This is a genomic window from Moraxella haemolytica (genome assembly GCF_030177935.1).
Taxonomy (GTDB): domain Bacteria; phylum Pseudomonadota; class Gammaproteobacteria; order Pseudomonadales; family Moraxellaceae; genus Moraxella; species Moraxella haemolytica.
Map to the genome: position 1 here is coordinate 1919675 of NZ_CP089974.1, position 20689 is coordinate 1940363.

16 protein-coding genes are annotated in these 20689 nt (G+C 43.4%); 3 read left to right on the top strand and 13 right to left on the bottom strand.

What is annotated here, in order from left to right; translation table 11 throughout:
• Window positions 1-170 precede the first annotated feature (170 nt).
• Window positions 171-2288: an ATP-dependent DNA helicase RecG gene (recG, locus tag LU276_RS09140; protein WP_284673524.1), complete on the bottom strand. Its 2118-nt coding sequence runs from the start codon at window positions 2286-2288 to the stop codon at window positions 171-173.
• Between the two features lie 305 nt (window positions 2289-2593).
• On the opposite strand from recG, the gene argA reads away from it, so the two are divergent.
• Window positions 2594-3970, top strand: coding sequence for an amino-acid N-acetyltransferase (gene argA / locus LU276_RS09145; RefSeq protein ID WP_284673525.1), 1377 nt, complete (start codon window positions 2594-2596; stop codon window positions 3968-3970).
• A 164-nt stretch (window positions 3971-4134) separates the two neighbouring features.
• Here argA and LU276_RS09150 read toward each other — a convergent pair whose 3' ends face one another.
• Window positions 4135-4953, bottom strand: a complete 819-nt coding sequence (locus LU276_RS09150) for an FKBP-type peptidyl-prolyl cis-trans isomerase (RefSeq protein ID WP_284673526.1) — start codon at window positions 4951-4953, stop codon at window positions 4135-4137.
• Between the two features lie 310 nt (window positions 4954-5263).
• Here LU276_RS09150 and LU276_RS09155 point away from each other — a divergent pair, with 310 nt between their 5' ends.
• The gene (locus LU276_RS09155) at window positions 5264-6742 is read left to right on the top strand and encodes a mechanosensitive ion channel (protein ID WP_284673527.1); all 1479 of its coding nucleotides are present in this window, start codon (window positions 5264-5266) and stop codon (window positions 6740-6742) included.
• A 73-nt stretch (window positions 6743-6815) separates the two neighbouring features.
• Here LU276_RS09155 and LU276_RS09160 read toward each other — a convergent pair whose 3' ends face one another.
• Both LU276_RS09160 and ettA read right to left on the bottom strand, forming a co-directional pair.
• Entirely contained in the window at window positions 6816-8192 is a 1377-nt protein-coding gene (locus LU276_RS09160) for a hypothetical protein (protein ID WP_284673528.1), read from the bottom strand.
• A gap of 77 nt (window positions 8193-8269) precedes the next feature.
• Window positions 8270-9931 (bottom strand): energy-dependent translational throttle protein EttA, encoded by a 1662-nt coding sequence (gene ettA / locus LU276_RS09165; protein ID WP_284673529.1) that lies wholly within the window; start codon window positions 9929-9931, stop codon window positions 8270-8272.
• Window positions 9932-10170: 239 nt separating this feature from the next.
• On the opposite strand from ettA, the gene LU276_RS09170 reads away from it, so the two are divergent.
• Entirely contained in the window at window positions 10171-10488 is a 318-nt protein-coding gene (locus LU276_RS09170) for a hypothetical protein (protein ID WP_284673530.1), read from the top strand.
• A 49-nt stretch (window positions 10489-10537) separates the two neighbouring features.
• On the opposite strand, the gene LU276_RS09175 is transcribed toward LU276_RS09170, so the two are convergent.
• The 9 genes from LU276_RS09175 to LU276_RS09215 form a co-directional block, all read right to left on the bottom strand.
• Complete coding sequence (locus LU276_RS09175) at window positions 10538-11170, bottom strand: 3-oxoacid CoA-transferase subunit B (protein ID WP_284673531.1); 633 nt, start codon at window positions 11168-11170, stop codon at window positions 10538-10540.
• A 3-nt stretch (window positions 11171-11173) separates the two neighbouring features.
• Entirely contained in the window at window positions 11174-11878 is a 705-nt protein-coding gene (locus tag LU276_RS09180; protein WP_284673532.1) for a CoA transferase subunit A, read from the bottom strand.
• Window positions 11879-11924: 46 nt separating this feature from the next.
• The gene (locus LU276_RS09185; protein WP_284673533.1) at window positions 11925-13268 is read right to left on the bottom strand and encodes a short-chain fatty acid transporter; all 1344 of its coding nucleotides are present in this window, start codon (window positions 13266-13268) and stop codon (window positions 11925-11927) included.
• A 30-nt stretch (window positions 13269-13298) separates the two neighbouring features.
• Window positions 13299-14084 (bottom strand): 3-hydroxybutyrate dehydrogenase, encoded by a 786-nt coding sequence (locus LU276_RS09190; protein WP_284673534.1) that lies wholly within the window; start codon window positions 14082-14084, stop codon window positions 13299-13301.
• A gap of 27 nt (window positions 14085-14111) precedes the next feature.
• Window positions 14112-15494 (bottom strand): GntP family permease, encoded by a 1383-nt coding sequence (locus tag LU276_RS09195; RefSeq protein WP_284673535.1) that lies wholly within the window; start codon window positions 15492-15494, stop codon window positions 14112-14114.
• A 202-nt stretch (window positions 15495-15696) separates the two neighbouring features.
• On the bottom strand, window positions 15697-17019 hold the full coding sequence (locus LU276_RS09200; protein WP_284673536.1) for a TRAP transporter large permease: 1323 nt from the start codon (window positions 17017-17019) through the stop codon (window positions 15697-15699).
• 13 nt (window positions 17020-17032) lie between these two features.
• Window positions 17033-17563 carry a TRAP transporter small permease gene (locus tag LU276_RS09205; protein WP_284673537.1) on the bottom strand — a complete coding sequence of 177 codons (531 nt, stop codon included), beginning with the start codon at window positions 17561-17563 and terminating at the stop codon, window positions 17033-17035.
• A gap of 70 nt (window positions 17564-17633) precedes the next feature.
• Entirely contained in the window at window positions 17634-18704 is a 1071-nt protein-coding gene (locus LU276_RS09210) for a TRAP transporter substrate-binding protein (protein ID WP_284673538.1), read from the bottom strand.
• Window positions 18705-19036: 332 nt separating this feature from the next.
• Window positions 19037-20587: a phospholipase D family protein gene (locus LU276_RS09215; protein ID WP_284673539.1), complete on the bottom strand. Its 1551-nt coding sequence runs from the start codon at window positions 20585-20587 to the stop codon at window positions 19037-19039.
• Window positions 20588-20689: the final 102 nt, after the last annotated feature.

Here is a 20689-nt window from a genome sequence, read left to right on the forward strand (position 1 = left end):
ATTACTTTCATTCCATTAACAATTGTTATACAAATCATACCAAAAGCCCTACGCCTAGCTAGGTACTTGGTTGGGGGTGTATGGCTTGTTTTTGGGTGTCTATGCGATGACTTGGCACGGTCTTGGCGTGGTCTTGTCTTGGTATTTATTAGGCGTTGGTTTGGTCTTTACTAGGCATTGACATAGTCTTTGGTCTGGGGTAGCCATGTGTCTATCATCCGCTGTGCCAACATCTGCCGTGAGTCGTGCCTGTCGTCCGACTGCATCAGCCGATGGGCGATACTGTGTGCCGCCACGAGTAGCACCTCATCACGCACGATATCCGCCAGATAGTAGCCCATATCGCCTGTTTGGCGTTTGCCCAACAACTCGCCTGCCCCACGCAGTTCTAGGTCTTTTTGGGCAATCACAAAGCCATCGGTACTGTATTTTAGTACATTGAGCCGTTGAATGCCTGTGGGCGATAATGGTAGCTGATACAGCAGTACACAAAAAGATTTGTTTAAGCCACGCCCCACACGCCCACGCAACTGGTGTAGCTGTGATAGACCCAGACGCTCGGCATTTTCAATCACCATCAAGGACGCATTAGGCACATCTACGCCCACCTCGATGACGGTAGTGGCGACCAGTAGGTCAATATCGCCTAGCTTAAACTGGTGCATGACTGCCTGTTTGTCAGCAGGCTTCATCTTGCCATGCACCAGCCCAACACGAATGTCCAGACGCTCGCACAAATCTGCATACAACAGCTCTGCCGACTGTGCGTCTAGGACGCTAGATTCCTCAACCAAAGGACACACCCAGTAGGCTTGCTTGCCTGCTTGACAGTTGACAGAGATTCTCTCGATGACTTCATCACGGCGGTCTCGGCTGATAGTTACGGTAGTGATTGGCGTGCGGTTGGGCGGTAGTTCATCAATCACTGAGATGTCCATGTCGCCATACATACTCATGGCGAGTGTTCTTGGAATGGGTGTGGCGGTCATGGCAAGCTGATGCGGTGTGGCGTTGGCGACACCTTTATTGGCAAGACGCAATCTTTGTTCCACCCCAAAGCGGTGCTGTTCATCAATGATGACCAAGCCCAATTTGGCGAACACGACACCATCTTGGAATAAAGCGTGCGTCCCTACCACGACCTGCACCTCGTTGGCGATGATTTGTGAGAGCATGGCGTTTTTTTCTTTGGTGGTCTGCTTGCCTGCCAAAAAACCCACGCCCACGCCCAACGGCTCAAACCATTTTTGAAAATTGATGAAATGCTGTTCTGCCAAAATCTCGGTCGGTGCCATCACTGCCACCTGCCAACCACTATCTAGGGCATGGCACGCCGTGAGTGCCGCCACTAGCGTCTTGCCTGCACCGACATCGCCTTGGATTAGCCTTAGCATGGGCTTACTGGTCGCCATGTCTGCCACCGTCTCTGCGATGACTCGCTTTTGGGCATGGGTCAGCTCAAATGGCAAGCTAGCAACTAGCCTGTCCGCCAGTGGACTGGTCGCATCGCAGTATGGGGCTTTGTGCTGATAAAGGTTGTTACGGCGATACAAAAAAGCCAACTGATGTGCCACTAGCTCCTCAATAATGAGACGGCGACAGGCAGGGTGCGTGCGTTCTTTTAGCCCCTCTAGTAGTGCCGTCTGAGCAAAGATATCGGCATCTTTATCCGGTAGATGAATCTGCTTGAGTGCGGTCAATAAATCCGCCTGCACATCTAGCACGCCTGCTTGATGCAACTCATCGGCAGATAGGCAATATAAGGTTTCATGTGAAACGGCATTGATGGCAAGACGAACCAACTGGCGGATTTTATTCTGATGTAGTCCCTTGACAGCAGGATAAATCGGCAACAGCCCACTCTCAAACGACCTTGTCCCTGTGATGTGATACTCTGGGTGTGCCATCTGCACCCCATAGCGACTGACTTTAATCTCGCCAAAGGCGGTGATGTTCGCCCCTAGTACCATCGTGTTTTTTAGCCCTGCATAGGTCTTAAAAAACCTAAGCACCAGTACCCCTGTATCATCATCAATGGCGACACTCATGCCAGTTCGGTTCATCTCAACATTCGTTACCACGCCACGCACCAGTACGCTCATGCCATGCTCAACATTGCCAATCGGCACAAGGCGAGTCCTATCCTCATAATCACGGGGCAGGTGCATGAGCATATCAAAGATTCTATGCACCCCAAGCTCTGATAGTCGCCCTGCCAAGCTAGCCCCCACGCCAGACAGTGCCGTCATGGGCAGATGAATCACAGACTGTACGGATTTATTTGACATGGTGTACCTTAGATGACCATTCTTTATCGTGTTGATGTTGATGTTTTGACAATGTTTTTAAAATATTTTTTGTTAAAATACTTCTACAGATGGTTTTGATTGTACAACCATTTTTTAAAATTGAAAAGACAATATCACAAAAACCCCATCGCAAGCCTTTGTTTTACAGCCCATGCTTTTGCCATCATCAAGATGGCAAAGATATCGGCACACTTGCCAGTTTTTTAAAAAAATACTTGGCATTCTAAAAAAAGCCTAATATCATAAGCCCAATATTATCATGGTCATTTAGCCAAGGCAGTCTCATGAGACAAGACAACTCATCAACCGCTCCTGTAGCCAACCATCACCAACCATCACCAACCAACTCCCAGACTGGCACTCACACTGGCACCCAAAATCCAATCCAGTGGTTTCGTCATTGTGCCCCTTATATCAACACTCACCGTAACAAGACTTTTGTCATCATGTTCGGTGGCGAGACGGTGGCACACCCTGATTTTAACCGCTTGATTCATGATTTTGCACTACTGCATAGCTTGGGTATTCGTCTGGTATTGGTTCATGGGGCACGCCCACAGATTGAGCAGACACTAGCCCAAGCAGGCATTGACAGCAGTACTCACAAGAACCTTCGCATCACGCCTGCTGTCGCCATGCCACACATTCTATCGACTGTGGGGTCGATTCGCCTATCGCTAGAAGCACGGCTGTCCATGGGGCTTGCCAACTCGCCCATGTTCGGTGCACGCATTGACGCTGTTTCTGGCAACTTCATCGCCGCCAGACCCTATGGCGTGCGTGGTGGCATTGACCATCAGATGACAGGCGAAGTACGCAGTATTGACAGCACCGCCATTCATCATAATCTAAAACAAGGGCATATCGTCATCTTAAGCCCCATTGGTTTTTCGGCAACAGGCGATATTTTCAATCTATCAGCCGAAGATGTCGCCAAACATACCGCCTGTGCCTTGCAAGCGGACAAGCTCATCTTGTTGGCAGAAGATGCCATCTACCATGACGGTCATCTCGTCCGTGAACTCACCACCCAAGAAGCAACAACACTACTAACACAACCACTCGCTACAGACGAGATGGGCAGACTGATAGACTGTGCCATTGGCGTGAGCGATGTGGTAGAAAGAACGCACATTCTACCCTTTGCCAAAGATGGCGTACTGCTTGAAGAGCTATTCACCACCGATGGGCTAGGCACGATGATTACTCGCACGCCCTATGATCAAATCCGAGCCGCTACGCTTAGCGATGTGGTCGGCTTACTTGCTCTACTAAAACCGCTAGAAGAAGCAGGCATTCTCATCGCCAGACCCCAACAACGACTAGAAGCAGACATTGAACATTATAGCGTCATTGAGCGAGATGGCATGGTCGTTGGCTGTGCGGCCTTGTATCCGCTTGATGAACATGGTGCAGAGATTGCCAGTATTGCCATTCACCCTGACTATCGTGGTGGCAGTCGTGGCGATGACTTGTTAAGATTCATGGAACATCAGGCGAAAAGTTTGGGGTTTTTACGCATTTTTGCTCTAACCACGCATACTAGCCATTGGTTCATTGAGCATGGTTTTTATGAAACCGAAGTTACCGCCCTACCCATTGAACGCCAACAACGCTACCACAACGGCAGAAATTCTAAGGTTTTTTGTAAGGTTTTATAAAAATCCACACGCCCACAAGCCATCAGACAACAAGGCATAGATGGCATGATGGCGACATAAGACCCACACGGTCAGTCATTACTGTGTCGCCCATCACCACACCAAAACACCACAAAAAACCCCTTAAAATCACTTTTAAGGGGTTTTTAACACCAACGAATGGTTTATTTATGGTGGTGTTCTTCTGCACCATGAGCGGCTGCATGGGCTGCCATTTCTTGTTGGGCTTTTTCAATGGCAGCTTTTGCCTGTGCATCGTCTAATAGCTCAACAGTAAAGATTAGCACGCTGTTTGGCTCAATAGCAGGGTTGCCAGTCTCGCCATAGGCAAGCTCTGATGGCACATACAGTTCGTATTTTGCACCTTTTTTCATCAACTGAAGACCTTCAGTCCAACCCTTGATGACTTCGTTCAGTTTAAACTGTGTCGGCATACCACGCTCATAAGATGAGTCAAACACCTCGCCATTAATCAGCTTGCCCTCATAATGTACAACTACCGTATCCGTCGCTTTTGGTGTCGCTCCCTTACCTTCGGTGATGACTTTATATTGTAGTCCTGATGCGGTGGTCTTTACGCCTTCTTTGGTGGCATTCTCGGCTAGGAACTTCTCGCCATCTGCTTTGTTTTTGGTTGCTTTTTCTTCGGCTTCTTTGATTTTGCGTTCTTCGTACGCCTTACCCACTGCTTCAATTTGCTCATTGGTTAAGGCACTTTCTTTACCTGCGACCGCATCAGCAACGGCTTTGTTATAAATCTCAATATCAAGCGTTTCGCCTGTTTGCTCAGTCATGTTCTTTAGGTACTGACCTTGCTCATAACCAATGATATAGCTGATTTTTTCAATTTCGGTGCTTTTATCGGTAACAACGGTTGATTTTTCAGTAGCTTTTGATTCGTCTATGGCAGTGTTCGCTTTATTACAGCCTGTCAATGCCAAAACCGCCATCACACTGACAGCCAATAAGGTTTGTTTTTTCATAATAATCTCAAAAATGGTTAAAAAACAGGTTAAGAACCCATAACGCAATATCATACCAAAAAAGATATCTAAGTGCGGTGAATTTTTGACTGGTCATGTATAGAAATTGTTAATATTGTTATGAAAGATTATCCACACAGACCATTTGGCTGATTTTAGTGTTACTATATCACCAAGCAATCATCTTGCATCGTGCATTGATGGTATTGCAACACTCTTTAAAATAAAAGGCTGATGGCAGATGCCACTTTTTTATTTTATAATACGGTAGTTTTTTATCAACTTTTGGAGCAGATTCATGGAACATTATATGAATTTCGCCATTTTTAACCAATATCTGCAAGGTCCGATTGGTTCTGTTATTGGTGCTATTTTAATTTTTATCTTAGGCTGGCTTATCGCCCTTATCTTGGCATCATTCGCCAAAAAAGCGTTGTCAAAACTCAATTTGAACAATCGCATCAGCCAATCAACTGGACATCATTACAACTTAGATACCCTAATTAGCAAAATCATCTTTTGGTTTGTGATGATCATCAGCATCTCAGCTGCACTCAATCAACTTAACCTAAACTCAATCTCAGCTCCTTTTGCTAATATGGTTAATCAAGTTCTGCTGTTCTTGCCAAACCTACTGACCGCCGTCGCCATTGGTGTTGTCGGTTGGGTAGTAGCGACCATTGCACGCAATGCCACCACCATTGCACTATCTAAGACCACACTAGATGAAAAACTGTCTCAAGAGGCAGGTGTCAAGCCAATGAGTGGTGCGGTCGCTGATATTGTATATTGGTTCATTTTACTGATTGTTTTGACCGTCATCTTGGGTCGTCTGGGTCTAGAGGGCTTATTTACGCCATTGACCAATATGATTGACAAGACTTTCAATTTCATTCCAAATGCTCTGATGGCGGCATTGGTATTTTTCATCGGCTTTATCGTTGCTAAAGTGGTGCGTGGCATCGTCATCAACCTTATCGCAGGGTTGAATATCCAAGCATTAGCCAGTAAAGCAGGCATTAGTGAACAAAACAGCCTACCAACCATCGCAGGTTCGCTGTCATTCATGTTGGTCATCGTACCATTTACCATCGCAGCACTTGATGCGTTGAAAATTGAGACCGTTTCACGCCCTGCCACAAATATGCTCAACCAAATCCTAGAAGCGCTGCCAAGCATCTTTACAGCGGTGGCGATTTTAACGATTACTTATTTTGTGGTGCGTATGTTGGCAAACATCGTCAAGGGTATCTTGTCAAATACTCAAATTGACGCTTTGCCTGCCAAACTTGGGCTACAAGGTGCTTTTGGCAACAAGAAAATCTCAGACCTAATCAGCTGTGCCATCTTATTGTTTGCCATGCTGTTTGCGTCTATCGCTGCAGCCGACCTACTGGGCTTTGAACAAATCAGTGGCATCATCACAATGTTCATCGCTTTTGGCGGACAAATCATCTTGGGTGCTGTTATCCTAACCATCGGTTTTTGGCTTGCAGGCATCATCGCAGGTGTGGTTGATCGTTCTGAACAAGGTTCAAAATTCCTAGCCAACATCGTACGCGTCCTAATCATGGGCTTGGTTCTTGCGATGGGTCTAAAAGCAATGGGCATCGCTGATAGCATCGTAAACCTTGCGTTTGGTCTAACACTAGGTGCTGTGGCGGTAGCATTTGCTCTTGCCTTTGGTCTAGGCGGTCGTGAAGCTGCTGCTCGCTTATTAAAGCGTATTCAAGACAAAGCAGAAAGCGAAGCAAACAATAAAACCACCACACCAAAAGATGGGCAATAACAATACCCACCTTTAGGCAAATAACAAAATAAAAAACGACATCTTAGGATGTCGTTTTTTTGGTTTAATTTCACTACTGGGCATGGGACAGATAATATCCACTGACTGGTTGCAAAAACTGCTTATTGATGACGATGCACTGTCTGGATTTTTCTGCCAAGATATGCGACTTTTCTTTTTCTATATTTCCGTCTTCTTTATCAGCTTGATTCAATCTTTGATTTTCATCAGCACTAAACTCAAAAAAATCCACCGACACAGGGCAAAATACCTTTATATCTCCTAAGTTCCACGCCATATAACCATAAAGGGCTTCAGGTCTTTGGTTTAGAGTATCTTGATTATCGGTTTCACATTTTTCTTTGTAGCTTTCGCCCAAATAATCTTCACAGTCTTTAGCATGAAATCGCAGTTCTTTTTTCTGCTTGATATCTTCCTTAGTCATTCCATTAATGGTCTGAGAAGTGGTATTGCCATTATGGATAAGATACCAAGATGAGTTGCTTGGTCTTTCTATAAAGCGTGGGGCATACAACGATAAATCAGAAAATTTAGTATAACCACCAAGAAAAGCAACAAACCCAATAAAGATAAATACACAAATAAAACCCACAAGTCTATTACTATCTTTTGGTGAAAATGATTTTTCTTCCTGCCGGTTAAATATGAACAACGATGCAATATTAATAATGATGCCAGTTATTGGCAGGGCAAAAAATATGTACCACTGCCAATCTTTTCTCATCTCAAATGCTATGATTATTTGTGCATACAAGAATGGATATACATAAGAATAACCAAATACCAAAAAACAGATTGCAGACAAAAACAAGAGATTGGCGGATTTTCTAAATTCGGTAACAAGTAAAACAAGTGGCAACATCACCACAAATGCAAGCCCTAAATACAATAAAAAAGAATCGTCATCCAACCAATCAAAATAGATGGATAAGCCCCAAATCAAAATCATAAAAGATATGAACGCATAACAGTACTGAATCTTCTTCATAAGACCATTTCTGTTCAAATCTGGAACTTGCAAAGCCTTATCAATATTATTCAAAAACAAAAATAGCAAAAAATACAATAAAAAATAAACCGCCAAAAGCAAAACAGAAAAGAAATAGGCAACGACGATACCAATCAAGGCTGATGGGCTACCAATAACCTCTGAAAAAATACTATCATAACCAATACTCCCCAAATAAGACCTTGACTTAAAGGCACCTACCAAGATTGCAATAAAAGTTAGAATGGGAAAGTATGAAGGCATAGATCTTAATACAAAACTCCAATTTATCTTGCTTGACTCATCAACATTTTCTCCAACTTTCTGAGCAGGGTTTTTGGTGCCTATCAAACCCCCATTCACATCATCAGTATATTGACTACATTTAGGGATTGATGCCGGTGGATTTTTCTTGGTCTTATTGCAAAATAGCTTGAACATATCACTATCTCTCACTTCTAAAAAACAGCGATCAATTTTTATTGACCGCTGTTTTTAATTTTGGCAATGGGTGACAATCAGCCCCCAATCTTCTTGTATTTCATACGCTTAGGGGTGGCGTCTGCCCCCAATCGCTCTTTACGCCATTTTTCATATTCTGAATAATTGCCATCAAAGAACTCTGGCGTTTCATTTTCAAATGATAAAATATGCGTAGCGATACGATCCAAGAACCAGCGGTCATGCGACACCACCAATACCGTACCAGGAAACACCTCCACCGCATCTTCTAAGGCACGCAAGGTCTCCACATCAAGGTCGTTTGATGGTTCGTCAAGCAATAGCACATTAGCACCTTGCTTTAAGGTTTTGGCAAGTTGTAAGCGGTTGCGTTCACCACCTGACAGGTTGCCCACCAGTTTTTGTTGGTCTTGACCCTTAAAGTTAAAGCGTCCGATATAGGCACGGCTTGGCGTGGTGTATTCGCCCACCGTGATCATATCTAGACCGTCCGACACCTCTTCCCACACGGTTTTTTTGTCGTCCAGATTATCACGCACCTGTCCCACATAGGCGACTTTGACACTCTCGCCCACCTCTACCGTACCTGTATCTGGCGTATCTTTGCCTGTAATCATATTAAACAGCGTGGTTTTACCTGCCCCATTAGGACCGACAATCCCCACAATCGCCATTGGCGGTACGGTAAAAGACAAGTTTTCGTATAGCAAACGACCGTCAAAAGATTTGGATATGTTCTTGACCTCAATGACTTTATTGCCCAAACGAGGTCCTGGCGGAATGTAGATTTCTGCCGTTTCGTTACGCTGTTGGAACTCACGAGAGTTCATCTCCTCAAAGCGTTCTAGGCGAGATTTGGATTTGGCTTGCTGACCCTTTTGGTTTTTGCGAACCCATTCTAGCTCTTGCTTTAAGGCTTTAGCAAATGCTTCTTCTTGCTTTTGCTCTTGCTCTAGGCGTTTATTTTTTTGTTCTAGCCATTCGGTGTAGTTGCCTTGATAAGGATAGCCATAGCCACGATCCAGCTCCAAAATCCACTCAGCTACATTATCCAAAAAGTAGCGGTCGTGGGTAATCGCCACAATCGTACCAGAATAATCTTTTAAGAAGCGTTCAAGCCACGCCACACTTTCAGCGTCTAGATGGTTGGTTGGTTCATCAAGCAAGAGCATATCAGGCTTAGACAGCAAAAGACGGCACAGGGCAACACGGCGTTTTTCACCCCCTGACAGCTTAGATACATCAGCGTCCCATGGTGGCAGGCGTAGGGCGTCTGCTGCTTTTTCAAGCTGAGTGTTTAGGTTGTGGGCGTCCCACGCTTGAATGATGTCCTCCATCTTGCCTTGTTCGGCAGCCAGTTTGTCAAAATCGGCATCAGGCTCGGCATATTCGGCGTAGATTTGGTTTAGGCGGTCAAGGGCATCTAGGGCTTCACGCACGCCGTCCTCCACATTGCCACGCACATCTTTGGTGGGGTCAAGCTGAGGTTCTTGGGGCAGATAGCCAACCTTAATGCCTGCCTGTGGGCGTGCCTCGCCACTATATTCGGTATCCACGCCTGCCATGATACGCAGTAGTGTAGATTTACCTGCACCATTTAGACCCAGTACGCCAATCTTCGCCCCTGGAAAAAATGATAAAGAAATGTCCTTTAAAATCTCTCGCTTAGGTGGGATGATTTTGGACACTTTGTTCATTGTATAGATATATTGAGCCATAGCTATCCTATTGATTTACCAATAAAAGTTTAAAATACAAAAAATTTTTTTACAAAAATCAACCAATTATTATCGCATGCTTTAGTACACTAGGCAAATGATTTTATGTGGTTGTAAAACTTTTTCTAGACATCAATTGACTTTCTGATAAAGTACTATATAATTACATAATTGATAGATTGTTTTTTATATCCATCAATTATGTATATTAACCGTAACATCATCCAGAGGGATTTTTTATGAAAGTTAAATTTGCCGCCGTCATTGCTGCAGCTGCAGTACTATCTGCCTGTGCCACACCACATGTTGTTCAAACCACCAAGATCAATGATCATCAGCTAAGCTGTGCACAACTAAAATCAGAAATCGCAGAAGCCAAAAAATTTGAACAAGATGCTCGTGCAGAACGCAAAGTAACTGGCAAAAATGTCGCTGCTGCCCTATTCTTTATCCCTGCCCTGTTCGCTACCTATGCCAACACCGAAGAAGCGATTGATGCCGCCAAAGAGCGTCAAGCCAAGCTAACTGACATCTACAACAAAAAACAATGTAGCTGATTGACTCACAAGCATTAAAAAACCGTTCTTTTGAACGGTTTTTTAATGCTTAATCAACGATGATGGGTGTGCCTGTCTTGTTTTGCACTTCCTCAAAAACCACCCCATCAGCAAGCTCCACAAGCTTTAGCCCAGTCTCTGTAACATCTAACACAGCCAAATCGGTGATGATGCGATGCACGACTTTTTTGCCGGTAAGCGGTAAATCACAGTTGGCTTTGATTTTTAGTGAGCCATCTTTGGCAGTATGCTCCATCAGCACAATGACTCGTTGCACGCCTGCCACCAAGTCCATCGCCCCGCCCATGCCCTTGACCATTTTATCTGGTATCATCCAGTTGGCAAGATCGCCAAATTCTGAGACTTCCATCGCCCCCAAAATGGCAAGATTAACTTTACCACCTCGAATCATGGCAAAGGACTGCGAGCTTGAAAAAAAACTTGCTCCTTTTTGAGCGGTAACCGTCTGCTTGCCTGCATTGATCAAATCAGGGTCAATGGTATCTTCATCAGGAAACTCACCAATGCCTAACAGTCCATTTTCGGACTGGAGCATCACATTGACATCATCTGGAATGTAGTTTGCCACCAAAGTCGGCAAACCAATTCCCAAATTGACATAAAAGCCATCTTTAAGCTCTTTGGCGGCTCTTTGAGCCATTTGTTGTCTTGTCCAAGCCATTGGTTACTCCTTGTTCTTGATGGTTCTTTGTTCAATGCGTTTTTCTGGATTGGCATTGACAACAATGCGGTGTACATAGATACCTGGCAAATGAATGCTATTAGGATCAAGTTCGCCCACTTCTACCAATTCTTCTACTTCCACCACGCAGATTTTGCCAGCTGTTGCGACATCAGGGTTGAAGTTTCTTGCGGTTTTGTTAAAAATCAAATTACCTGCCTTGTCCGCTTTATGTGCCTTAATAAGCGATACATCGGCGACAAGCGAGCGTTCTAGCACATAGTCTCGTCCATCAAAATTACGAATCTCTTTACCTTCAGAGACTTGTGTTCCCACACCTGTTGCGGTAAAGAAAGCAGGAATGCCGGCACCGCCAGCACGCAGTTTCTCAGCCAGTGTACCTTGTGGGGTTAGCTCCACCTCCAAATCACCTGACAAGAACTGGCGTTCAAACTCTTTATTCTCCCCCACATAAGATGCAATCATTTTTTTGATTTGGCGAGTTTGCAAAAGCAATCCAAGCCCAAAATCATCTACGCCTGCGTTATTACTGATACAAGTCAAACCCTGCACGCCACTATCACGCAAAGAAGCAATGAGACTCTCTGGAATGCCACAAAGCCCAAAACCACCCACCGCAATCACTTGTCCATCTGCCACAATGTCTTTTAGTGCCAGTTCGGCACTGTCAAATACCTTAGAACTCATAAAATCCTTCTTTTTAGCTTATGAAAAACAAAACCCAATCAACCACTCAAGTAAACAACAAAAATACACTTGCAATCATCATACCTGATGTAGCCAAGATAACCAAACAATAACCCATAATGGCTCGTGCGTCAAGCCCTGCAATACCCAGTAGTGGCAACGCCCAAAACGGCTGAATCATGTTTGTCCATGCGTCTCCCCAAGCAATCGCCATCGCAGTAACAGCAGGGTCAACACCCAATTTCACCCCAGCGGGTATCATAACAGGACCTTGTACCGCAAACTGCCCACCACCTGATGGCACAAAAATATTCACCAGCCCTGCACTTAAAAATGCAAGTGCAGGAAAACTCTCTGTAGATGCAGAGTGGACAAAAAATTCGCTAATTCTTGTGCCGATAGAAATACCATCAGCATTAACTCCGGTCATTAGCCCCATGATACCACCATAAAAAGGGAACAAAATCACAATGCCTGTAATACCGCCAATTCCACCATCTACTGCACGATAATAACGCTCTAATGTACCATGGGACAAAAGCCCAATGAATAAAAACAGCCCAATGACGATGTTTAACCCTAGATTAAAGCCATTCGCTCCAAACTCATCCACATAATACAGCAACACTATTGCCAATAATAGCAACATCATCGCACGACTGTCATCTAATTTTTGTGCAGGTGTATGACGCAGTGGTGGTGTGTGGACCTCATCTTTAATCAGATTTGGATCAATCAAGGTGGGGTTTTTAGGGTGCATCAAGCGATTTAACATTGGAATGCCAATCAACAAAATCCCCACAATCAGCAAGTTATGGCTAGAAAACAAAGTTTGTGATATGGGTAGTGCTTCGGTCAAAACACCGCCAGACAAAGTCTTTAGAGTCTCACCGCCAGAACTTAATGTTAAAGGTATAGAACCTGATAAACCGCCGTGCCAAATCAAAAATCCTGAATAGGCAGATGCGATTAACAAAGGATAATCCACATGTTTAACTTGTTTGGCAATAGCCTTGGCAAACACCGCCCCCGCCACTAAACCAAACCCCCAATTTAGCCACGAGCCAATCAAACCAACCAAAGAAACCGCCACAATGGCTGTTGTCGGCGAATGGATACACCCCGCCAATTTTGTCAAAAAGCGTTGTACAATCGGTGCATTAGCAAGAGCGTAGCCTGTTACTAAAATCAATGCCATTTGCATGGCAAATCCATGTAACGACCACAACCCCCTACCCCAATGTCCTGCCATCTCAATCGGTGATTGCCCTGTTAAAGCAAGCCCTGCAAAAAAGGCAATAAATGTCAAGACAATAGAAAAAACAAAGGGTGAGGGTAAATAGCGATTCACTAATTGCACGCTTGCATTCGTCATTGCTTGTAAAATCATAAAATCCCTTTTTATCACCAACGATTTAAACTATCTCATACCCCAACCATGACTGGCAATAAAAGATTGCCCTGTAAATACATTGGTCGGAAAACTTGCCAAAAACAAAGCTAACGCTGACACATCATCGGTGGTGGTAAATTCACCATCTACCGTTGAGCCTAGCATGATATTTTTTACCACCTCTTCTTCGCTGATATTTTTTTCTCGAGCTTGTTCTGGAATTTGCTTTTCTACTAAAGGTGTTTTGACGAAACCTGGGCAAATGACATGAGAGCGAACATTATGGCTTGCACCTTCTTTAGCAAGCGTGCGACACAAGCCCAGTAGACCATGTTTAGCGGTTACATAAGGGGATTTTAGGGCTGATGCTTCATGGGAATGCACCGACCCCATATAGATGACCGTTCCAGAATTTTTTGTGTACATATGTGCCAAAGCGGCTTTGGTAGTTAAAAAAGCACCATCTAGATGTATCGCAAGCATTTTTTTCCAATCTTCATAAGATAACTTATCGATAGGGTTGATGATTTGAATGCCCGCATTAGAGACTAGTATATCCAAACTACCAAATTCGGCTACAAACTCATTAATAGACTGGTTCACTTGGTCTTCTTTAGTGACATCTAATAATACAGCTTTTGCTTGACCGCCTAAGGTATGAATTTCTTCAACCACACTTTGTGCATTGCTTATATTAATATCAGCCACACCAACCACAGCCTTCGCCTTGGCAAACTCTATGGCGATTTGTCGCCCGATACCACCACCTGCTCCTGTAATAAAGGCAGTCTTATTTTTTAGATCATAATGCATTAATCAAGCTCCTTATATGTCATGATATTAAAAAGAACCAAACAGCGTACCTAGTATAATGACACTAATGGTAGCAAAAATAGGAATCGCTATGGTAACAACAGCTAGATTCATATAAGATTGTTTGTGTGTTAAGTGACAGATAGCAAATAAAGTAATAACCGCACCAGAATGGGGCAGAGTATCTAAACCGCCTGCCGCCATGACTGCAATTCTGTGCAGTAATTCTGGATCCACATTATGCTCAATGGCAAGTTTTAGGTAATCTTCTCCGAGTGTTTGCAAGGCAATGCTCAGACCTCCTGACGATGAACCTGTAATGCCTGCCAATACGCTCATGGCAACCGCTTCAGAAACCAAAGGATTATCTGGAGAAATGCTTAAAATATTATCACGAATGATGGCAAATCCTGCCATAGTAGCAATCACCGCTCCATAGCCAACTTCTGACGCCGTATTAAAAATAGGCAACATAGACCCATAAACGCCTTTATTAACAGACTCTTGTAGGTGTGTTAGATGCTTTAAATTTAATAAAACCAGCACAAGACAGGATATTAACAAAGCAATGATGATGGACCATAGACCTAGATTTGACTTAATTGCAAGCTCAGGAAATCTATCATTAATCACGCCAAAGTCCATACCAGGAAACACAGCGTAAGTTAGCAAGGCGTTAATACCAATAACCAAGACAAGCGGAATTATCGCCAATACAAATGGCATATCAGAAGTTAAAAGACCATCATCATTATCATTATAGGCACCATAGCCCTCGCCCATCTTTTTGGCAATTCTAGCACGACTTTGCAACCACCAAGTTCCCAATACAAACATGATGCCACCGCCAATCAATCCCAAAATCGGTGCTGAAAAAGCATTGGTCTGATAGTACGGAATAGGAATGGCATTCTGTATGGCTGGCGTGCCAGGTAAAGCAGTCATCGTAAAGGTAAACGAACCAAGTGCAATGCAAGCAGGGATTAGGCGTTTGGGCATGTTTGCTTGACGAAACAGAGCTTTTGAAATTGGATAGATGGAGAAAGCCACCACAAAAAGTGAGACACCCCCATAAGTTAAAATACCACAAACTAAGACAACCACCAAAATTGCCCTACTTGCACCCAGTTTTTTCGTAACAGTATTGGCGATGCTAGTCGCTGCACCAGAATCTGCCATCAGCTGCCCAAATAAAGCACCTAGCAAAAACACCGGAAAAAACTTTAACAAATATCCGCCAAGTGCTTTCATGAAAGTTTCGGTATAAGCAGGCAAAAGCAACATGCCTTCACCCGATAATATGACCGCCAATGCTGCCATGAGTGGTGCTAATATCAATACCGACCAACCTCGATAAGCAAAATACATCAGTAAAATGAGCGAAATGATAATTGGAAGTGTTGCAAACATGTCAATTCCCTTTGATGATACAATTTTTTAAAATAATTTTTGACTAGCATTTCATCATTTGCCAGTCTAGCTTCCTCCCTGTAGAGTAATGACATTTTAACACTAATTTTTTGATATAATCAATCATAGATATCCAGTGATTAAAAATTTTCTCGTTAGTTGGTCCATTGCGTATTTGATGGTGTTTATTGCCATATTAACCTTAACCAAGCATATGCACAAGCCACAATGCAAGCGACGGCATGAATACCAAAGCTAAAATACGAGTTAGGTCTGCACATAAAAAGGGTATCACACCTTTATAAGTCTCTTTAACCGCAACATCTTTAGCAAGACTATTAATTACAAAAATATTCATGCCGACAGGCGGTGTGATCAAACCAATCTCCACCACCATCAAAGCCAGTACACCAAACCAAATGGTCTTATCTGTAGGATCTAATCCCCAAAAGTCCATGCCCATAATGATGGGAAAAAATACAGGGATGGTCAATAAAATCATAGATAAGCTATCCATGACACAGCCCAATATAAGATAAATCAAAATCATAGCGAACAGCACAGTTAAAGGTGCCATACCAGTATTTAACACCCATTGAGCAAGAGCGGATGGCATTTGTGATAAAGCAAAAAAAGCATTTAATACATCTGCACCAATCAAAATCAAAAAAATCATGGCAGTTGATGATGCCGTATCAAGCAATGCCTGTATTAAACCATCTTTTGTCAGCTCTTTAGTTAAAAACGCCAGTGCACCAACCGCTACTGTACCGATCGCCGCCGCCTCAGTTGGGGTAAAAATACCACCATAAATCCCACCAATCACTAATGCAAAAACCGCCACTACAGGCCACACACCTTTTAATAAACCGATACGTTGAGACCAATTAACATAAGGCATAGCAGGACCACTGTTTGGCACCACTCGCACATATATTGCAATAGCGGCCATATAGCCAAGCATGGCGACAATCCCAGGAATCAATGCTGCCATGAACATTGAAGCGACATTTTGCTCAGTCAATACAGCATAAATTACCAAAACCACTGACGGTGGAATCAAGATACCCAAAGTACCCCCCGCTGCTAAAGCCCCTGTAGATAACGCATCGGAATAATTGGCACGCTTTAATTCAGGCAAAGCAACTCGACCCATCGTCGCAGCTGTAGCTAATGATGAGCCGCAAATCGCCCCAAAGCCTGCACATGCACCTACCGCACTAATTGCTGTACCACCACGATAGTGCCCCAAAAATGCATTGGTTGCCTCAAACAATCGCCTGGATAGTCCACCACGAGAAGCTAAGTTACCCATCAATAAAAATAATGGCACAACAGATAAGTCATACACCGAGAATCTGGCAAATGGCATGCTTTTTAAATAGTTTAATAAGGGCAACCACCCTGCAAGCATGACATACCCCAACGCTCCAGCAAGAAGCATCGCCACACCGATATGGATACGAAGCACGAGTAAAAAGATCGTCAAAACACCCATCAGCAAGCCAATAATCATCGAATCCATCACTCTATCCCTTTTATTGAATCTCGTACTGTTTAAAAAATCGCCAAGCAGTGTAAAAAGCTGTCAAGGCCAGTAAGAAAAACCCTGGTGCAATCGTTATATGAGCTAGCCATTCTGGCAGAGCCAAAATCATGGTTCTAGTACCATGCTTAAAAGCTGACACCGCCCCAAAATAGCTACGCCACATCAGTACAAGAGCCGCCAACCCCAACAGGATACTAGCGAAAATATCCAGGTACTTTCTTACTGCTACAGGGGCTTTTAAGGTAAAAAAGTCAACAATAACATGAGCTTTTTTCATTTGAGCATAAGGTAAAAATGCAGCAATCGATAACGCACAACCAATCTGAACAAGCTCCACATCACCTTTGATTGGTGCATCAAAAATCGAACGACCAATAACACTGGCTGTTGACAGTAGGCACATACCAACTAAAACCGCCACACCACCGAACGCAGACAACTTAGACCATGTCCATAAAAATCGTCCAATTATGTCACCTGGCTTACCCTCACAAATCTCAATCTCAACAGCATCTGCCATAACCACTCCATTACATATTTAAACAAGTGCTCATCTTACGATAAGAATTGTTTAAACTATTAAATAAAGATTAATTAGTAGTATCTGCCATCAGCTCTCTAGCACGATCAACCATCGCCTGCCCATCATAACCTTTGGCATTCATATCGGCAATCCACTCCAACTCGACCTTTTGGGCGGCATCCCGAATGCGTTTTACCTCATCCGAACTGATGACATTAATCAAATTGCCTTTATCCACCGCTTTTTGATATGCTTGTTCGACCTCCTCATCCCATGCCTTACCAAGGCTTGCCGAGAGCTCTATGCCAGAATTCTCATCAATCACTTTCTTTAAATCGTCAGGCAAACCATCATATTTTTGCTTATTCATCACAATACTAAACAATGCACTGTACAGTACAGGATCAGGGCTGTTTATCTCAGAGTGGTATTTGGTCATCTCATGCAATTTTAAAGTAGGAACAACCTCCCAAGGCAAAATATAGCCATCAACCACACCTTTTGAGACAGATTCTGATAAACTTGGCAACGGAATACTCACAGGTGTTGCACCAAACGCTTCTAGTGTTTTATTGGTCAAGCGGGTTGGAGCTCGCATTTTTAGCCCTTTAAAGTCTTCTAGCCTAGTGATTGGACGAACATTATTATGGATATGCCCACGGTCATGCACATTAAATGCCAGAGGCTTAACTTTTTCAAAATCCTTTTTTCCGAACTCCTCATATATTTGCCAAGCCACCCGACTGCTCTTTTCACCGTCAATAGTCATAAAGGGAAGCTCCATCACTTCCATACTAGGAAAACGCCCCGCAGTATAGCCTGGCAAGGTCCACACAATATCTGCCACACCATCGGTTACCTGGTCAATCAACTGAGCCGGCGTACCTCCAAGTTGCATGGCAGGATAAAATTGACAGGTTAGTTTACCATCAGATTCGGCAGCGATTTTATCGCACCAAGGCTCAAGTACTTTTTTTTGACTCATGGCTGTCGCTGGCCAAAAGTGAGAAACTTTCAATACTACTTTTTCACCACCACTTGGCGTAATCGCATTCTGTACACCGATATCCTCTGTACAAGCACCCAACACCAATGATACCGCACCCAACAACGCCAACTTTACCGTCTTAACTTTCATGTCAATACTCCTAAATACCATTTAATCGCCATAAGCTTAAAAGAGCTTAATCAATCTAGATTATTAAACACCAACTCTACATCAAAAATACAATCGTTTTTTTTAATTTATTTATCTAAATTTACAATAAATATAGATGATTTTATTGCTTTACACACCTAATCCTCATAGGACTGACTTTTAGATAGATAATACTGAATAAAAAAACCATTTATTTGAATCATCAAATAAATGGTTTTTTTATTCAAATTTTTAGCGATTTTATGCCTTATGCACCTATTGATGCTTAGTACTTTTTTGGTTTGTTTATTTGCTTAAGCATAACCCCACCACTACAACAACCACTCAATCGGCAGATGACTGGCTATCCATACCTGAATACGCCGATGCAAAGGAGAATCAGGTTCGGTGGTGCGTTCTAGTAACTGACCATTTTCTGTGGTGGTCCACACTTTTTTACCCTCATCATTTAAGCTTAACGCATAGGTGTGCGTTGGGATATTGGTAGACAAATCTTTTACCAACCTCTCTGCTAGTACAGGACTTTCAATAATCAGACCCATCTCGGTATTAAGATTGGCAGAACGGGGATCCATATTAAACGAGCCGACATACAGATACCGACCATCCACCATAAAGGTTTTGGCGTGCAGGCTTGCCCCTTGTCCGTCATAGGCATTACGCACTTTGGCAGGCTTGACCGTGGCATTGTCTTTTAGTTCGTAGAGCCTAACCCCACTTTGTAATAAATCCTCTCTATACTTAGCATAACCTGAATGCACCACCGCCACATCGTTGGCAGCTAAAGTATTGGTCAATACCTGTACGGATTTGCCATTTTTGGCAAGTTCGCTTAATAGTCTTTTGCCTTGATTGGTTGGCACAAAATAAGGAGAGACAATGATGAGTTCTTGTTGGGTGTTTTGAATTAACGGGGCAATGTATTTAACCAAGATATTTGAATCTTTATGCTTCTTTAGTACTTTATCAGGGTGGTCGCTGATGAGCTGTGTTTTTGCCCAAACCAAAGGCATATCCCCATCTGTTAGATACTTAGCGAAATTGGTCTGCGTTAGTAGCTGTAGATATGCTTTTGATGCCTCAGACACACCTGATAGGTCAGCAGGGGCAACCTTACCGATAATATCACTTGCCATATAAGACGACCGACTATTCCAATAACGGTCAAAATCGTTAGCCGTCTTGCGAGAAGCGTCGCCCACCACTGCCACATCTAAGTCGGCAAACATCACCCCGCTACCTGCATCAAAGTACTCATCGCCAATATTGCGACCACCTACGATACTCACCAAGCTATCGGCAGTCATTGATTTATTGTGCATACGACGGTTTAGACGAAAAAAGTCGCTCAAGTAGCCCAATGGGCGAAAAGTACGGTGCATATAAGGGTTGAATAAACGAACTTCAATGCGATCATGATTATCCAATGCCTTAATCACGCCATCCATGCCTGCCATTGTATGGTCATCTAAGAGTAGTCGCACTCGCACACCCCTATCTGCTGCCGCCAGTAGTCTTTGGCTAAGTAGCCTACCTGAAAGATCATCGTGATAGATATAATACTGCACATCTAGGCTGTCTTGGGCAGACTCCACCAACGCAAGCCGTGCCAAAAACGCATCACGACTGTCCGCAAGCACATACACCCCACTTTCATCTTTACGCTTAATGACTTCTGGCAAAAGCATTTTGGCAATCTTGCTATCAGGATTGGTTGCTAGATGAGTGGTTTGGATATTATGGCTATTATCAGGCAAGGGGCGATAAGTCGCCAATCCGATAAAAATAAGAAACAAGGTCAGAATCAGCAGTCCGATCAGAAACCTTTTAATACAGCCTTTTATGGCGGACATAGATAGCATTGTTATGAACCTTTTATCTAAAACAAGACAATGAATGGTACTGTTTAATTGGCGGTATTATTTGATTGATACATTACTCTCATCAATGGTGTTATTTATTGT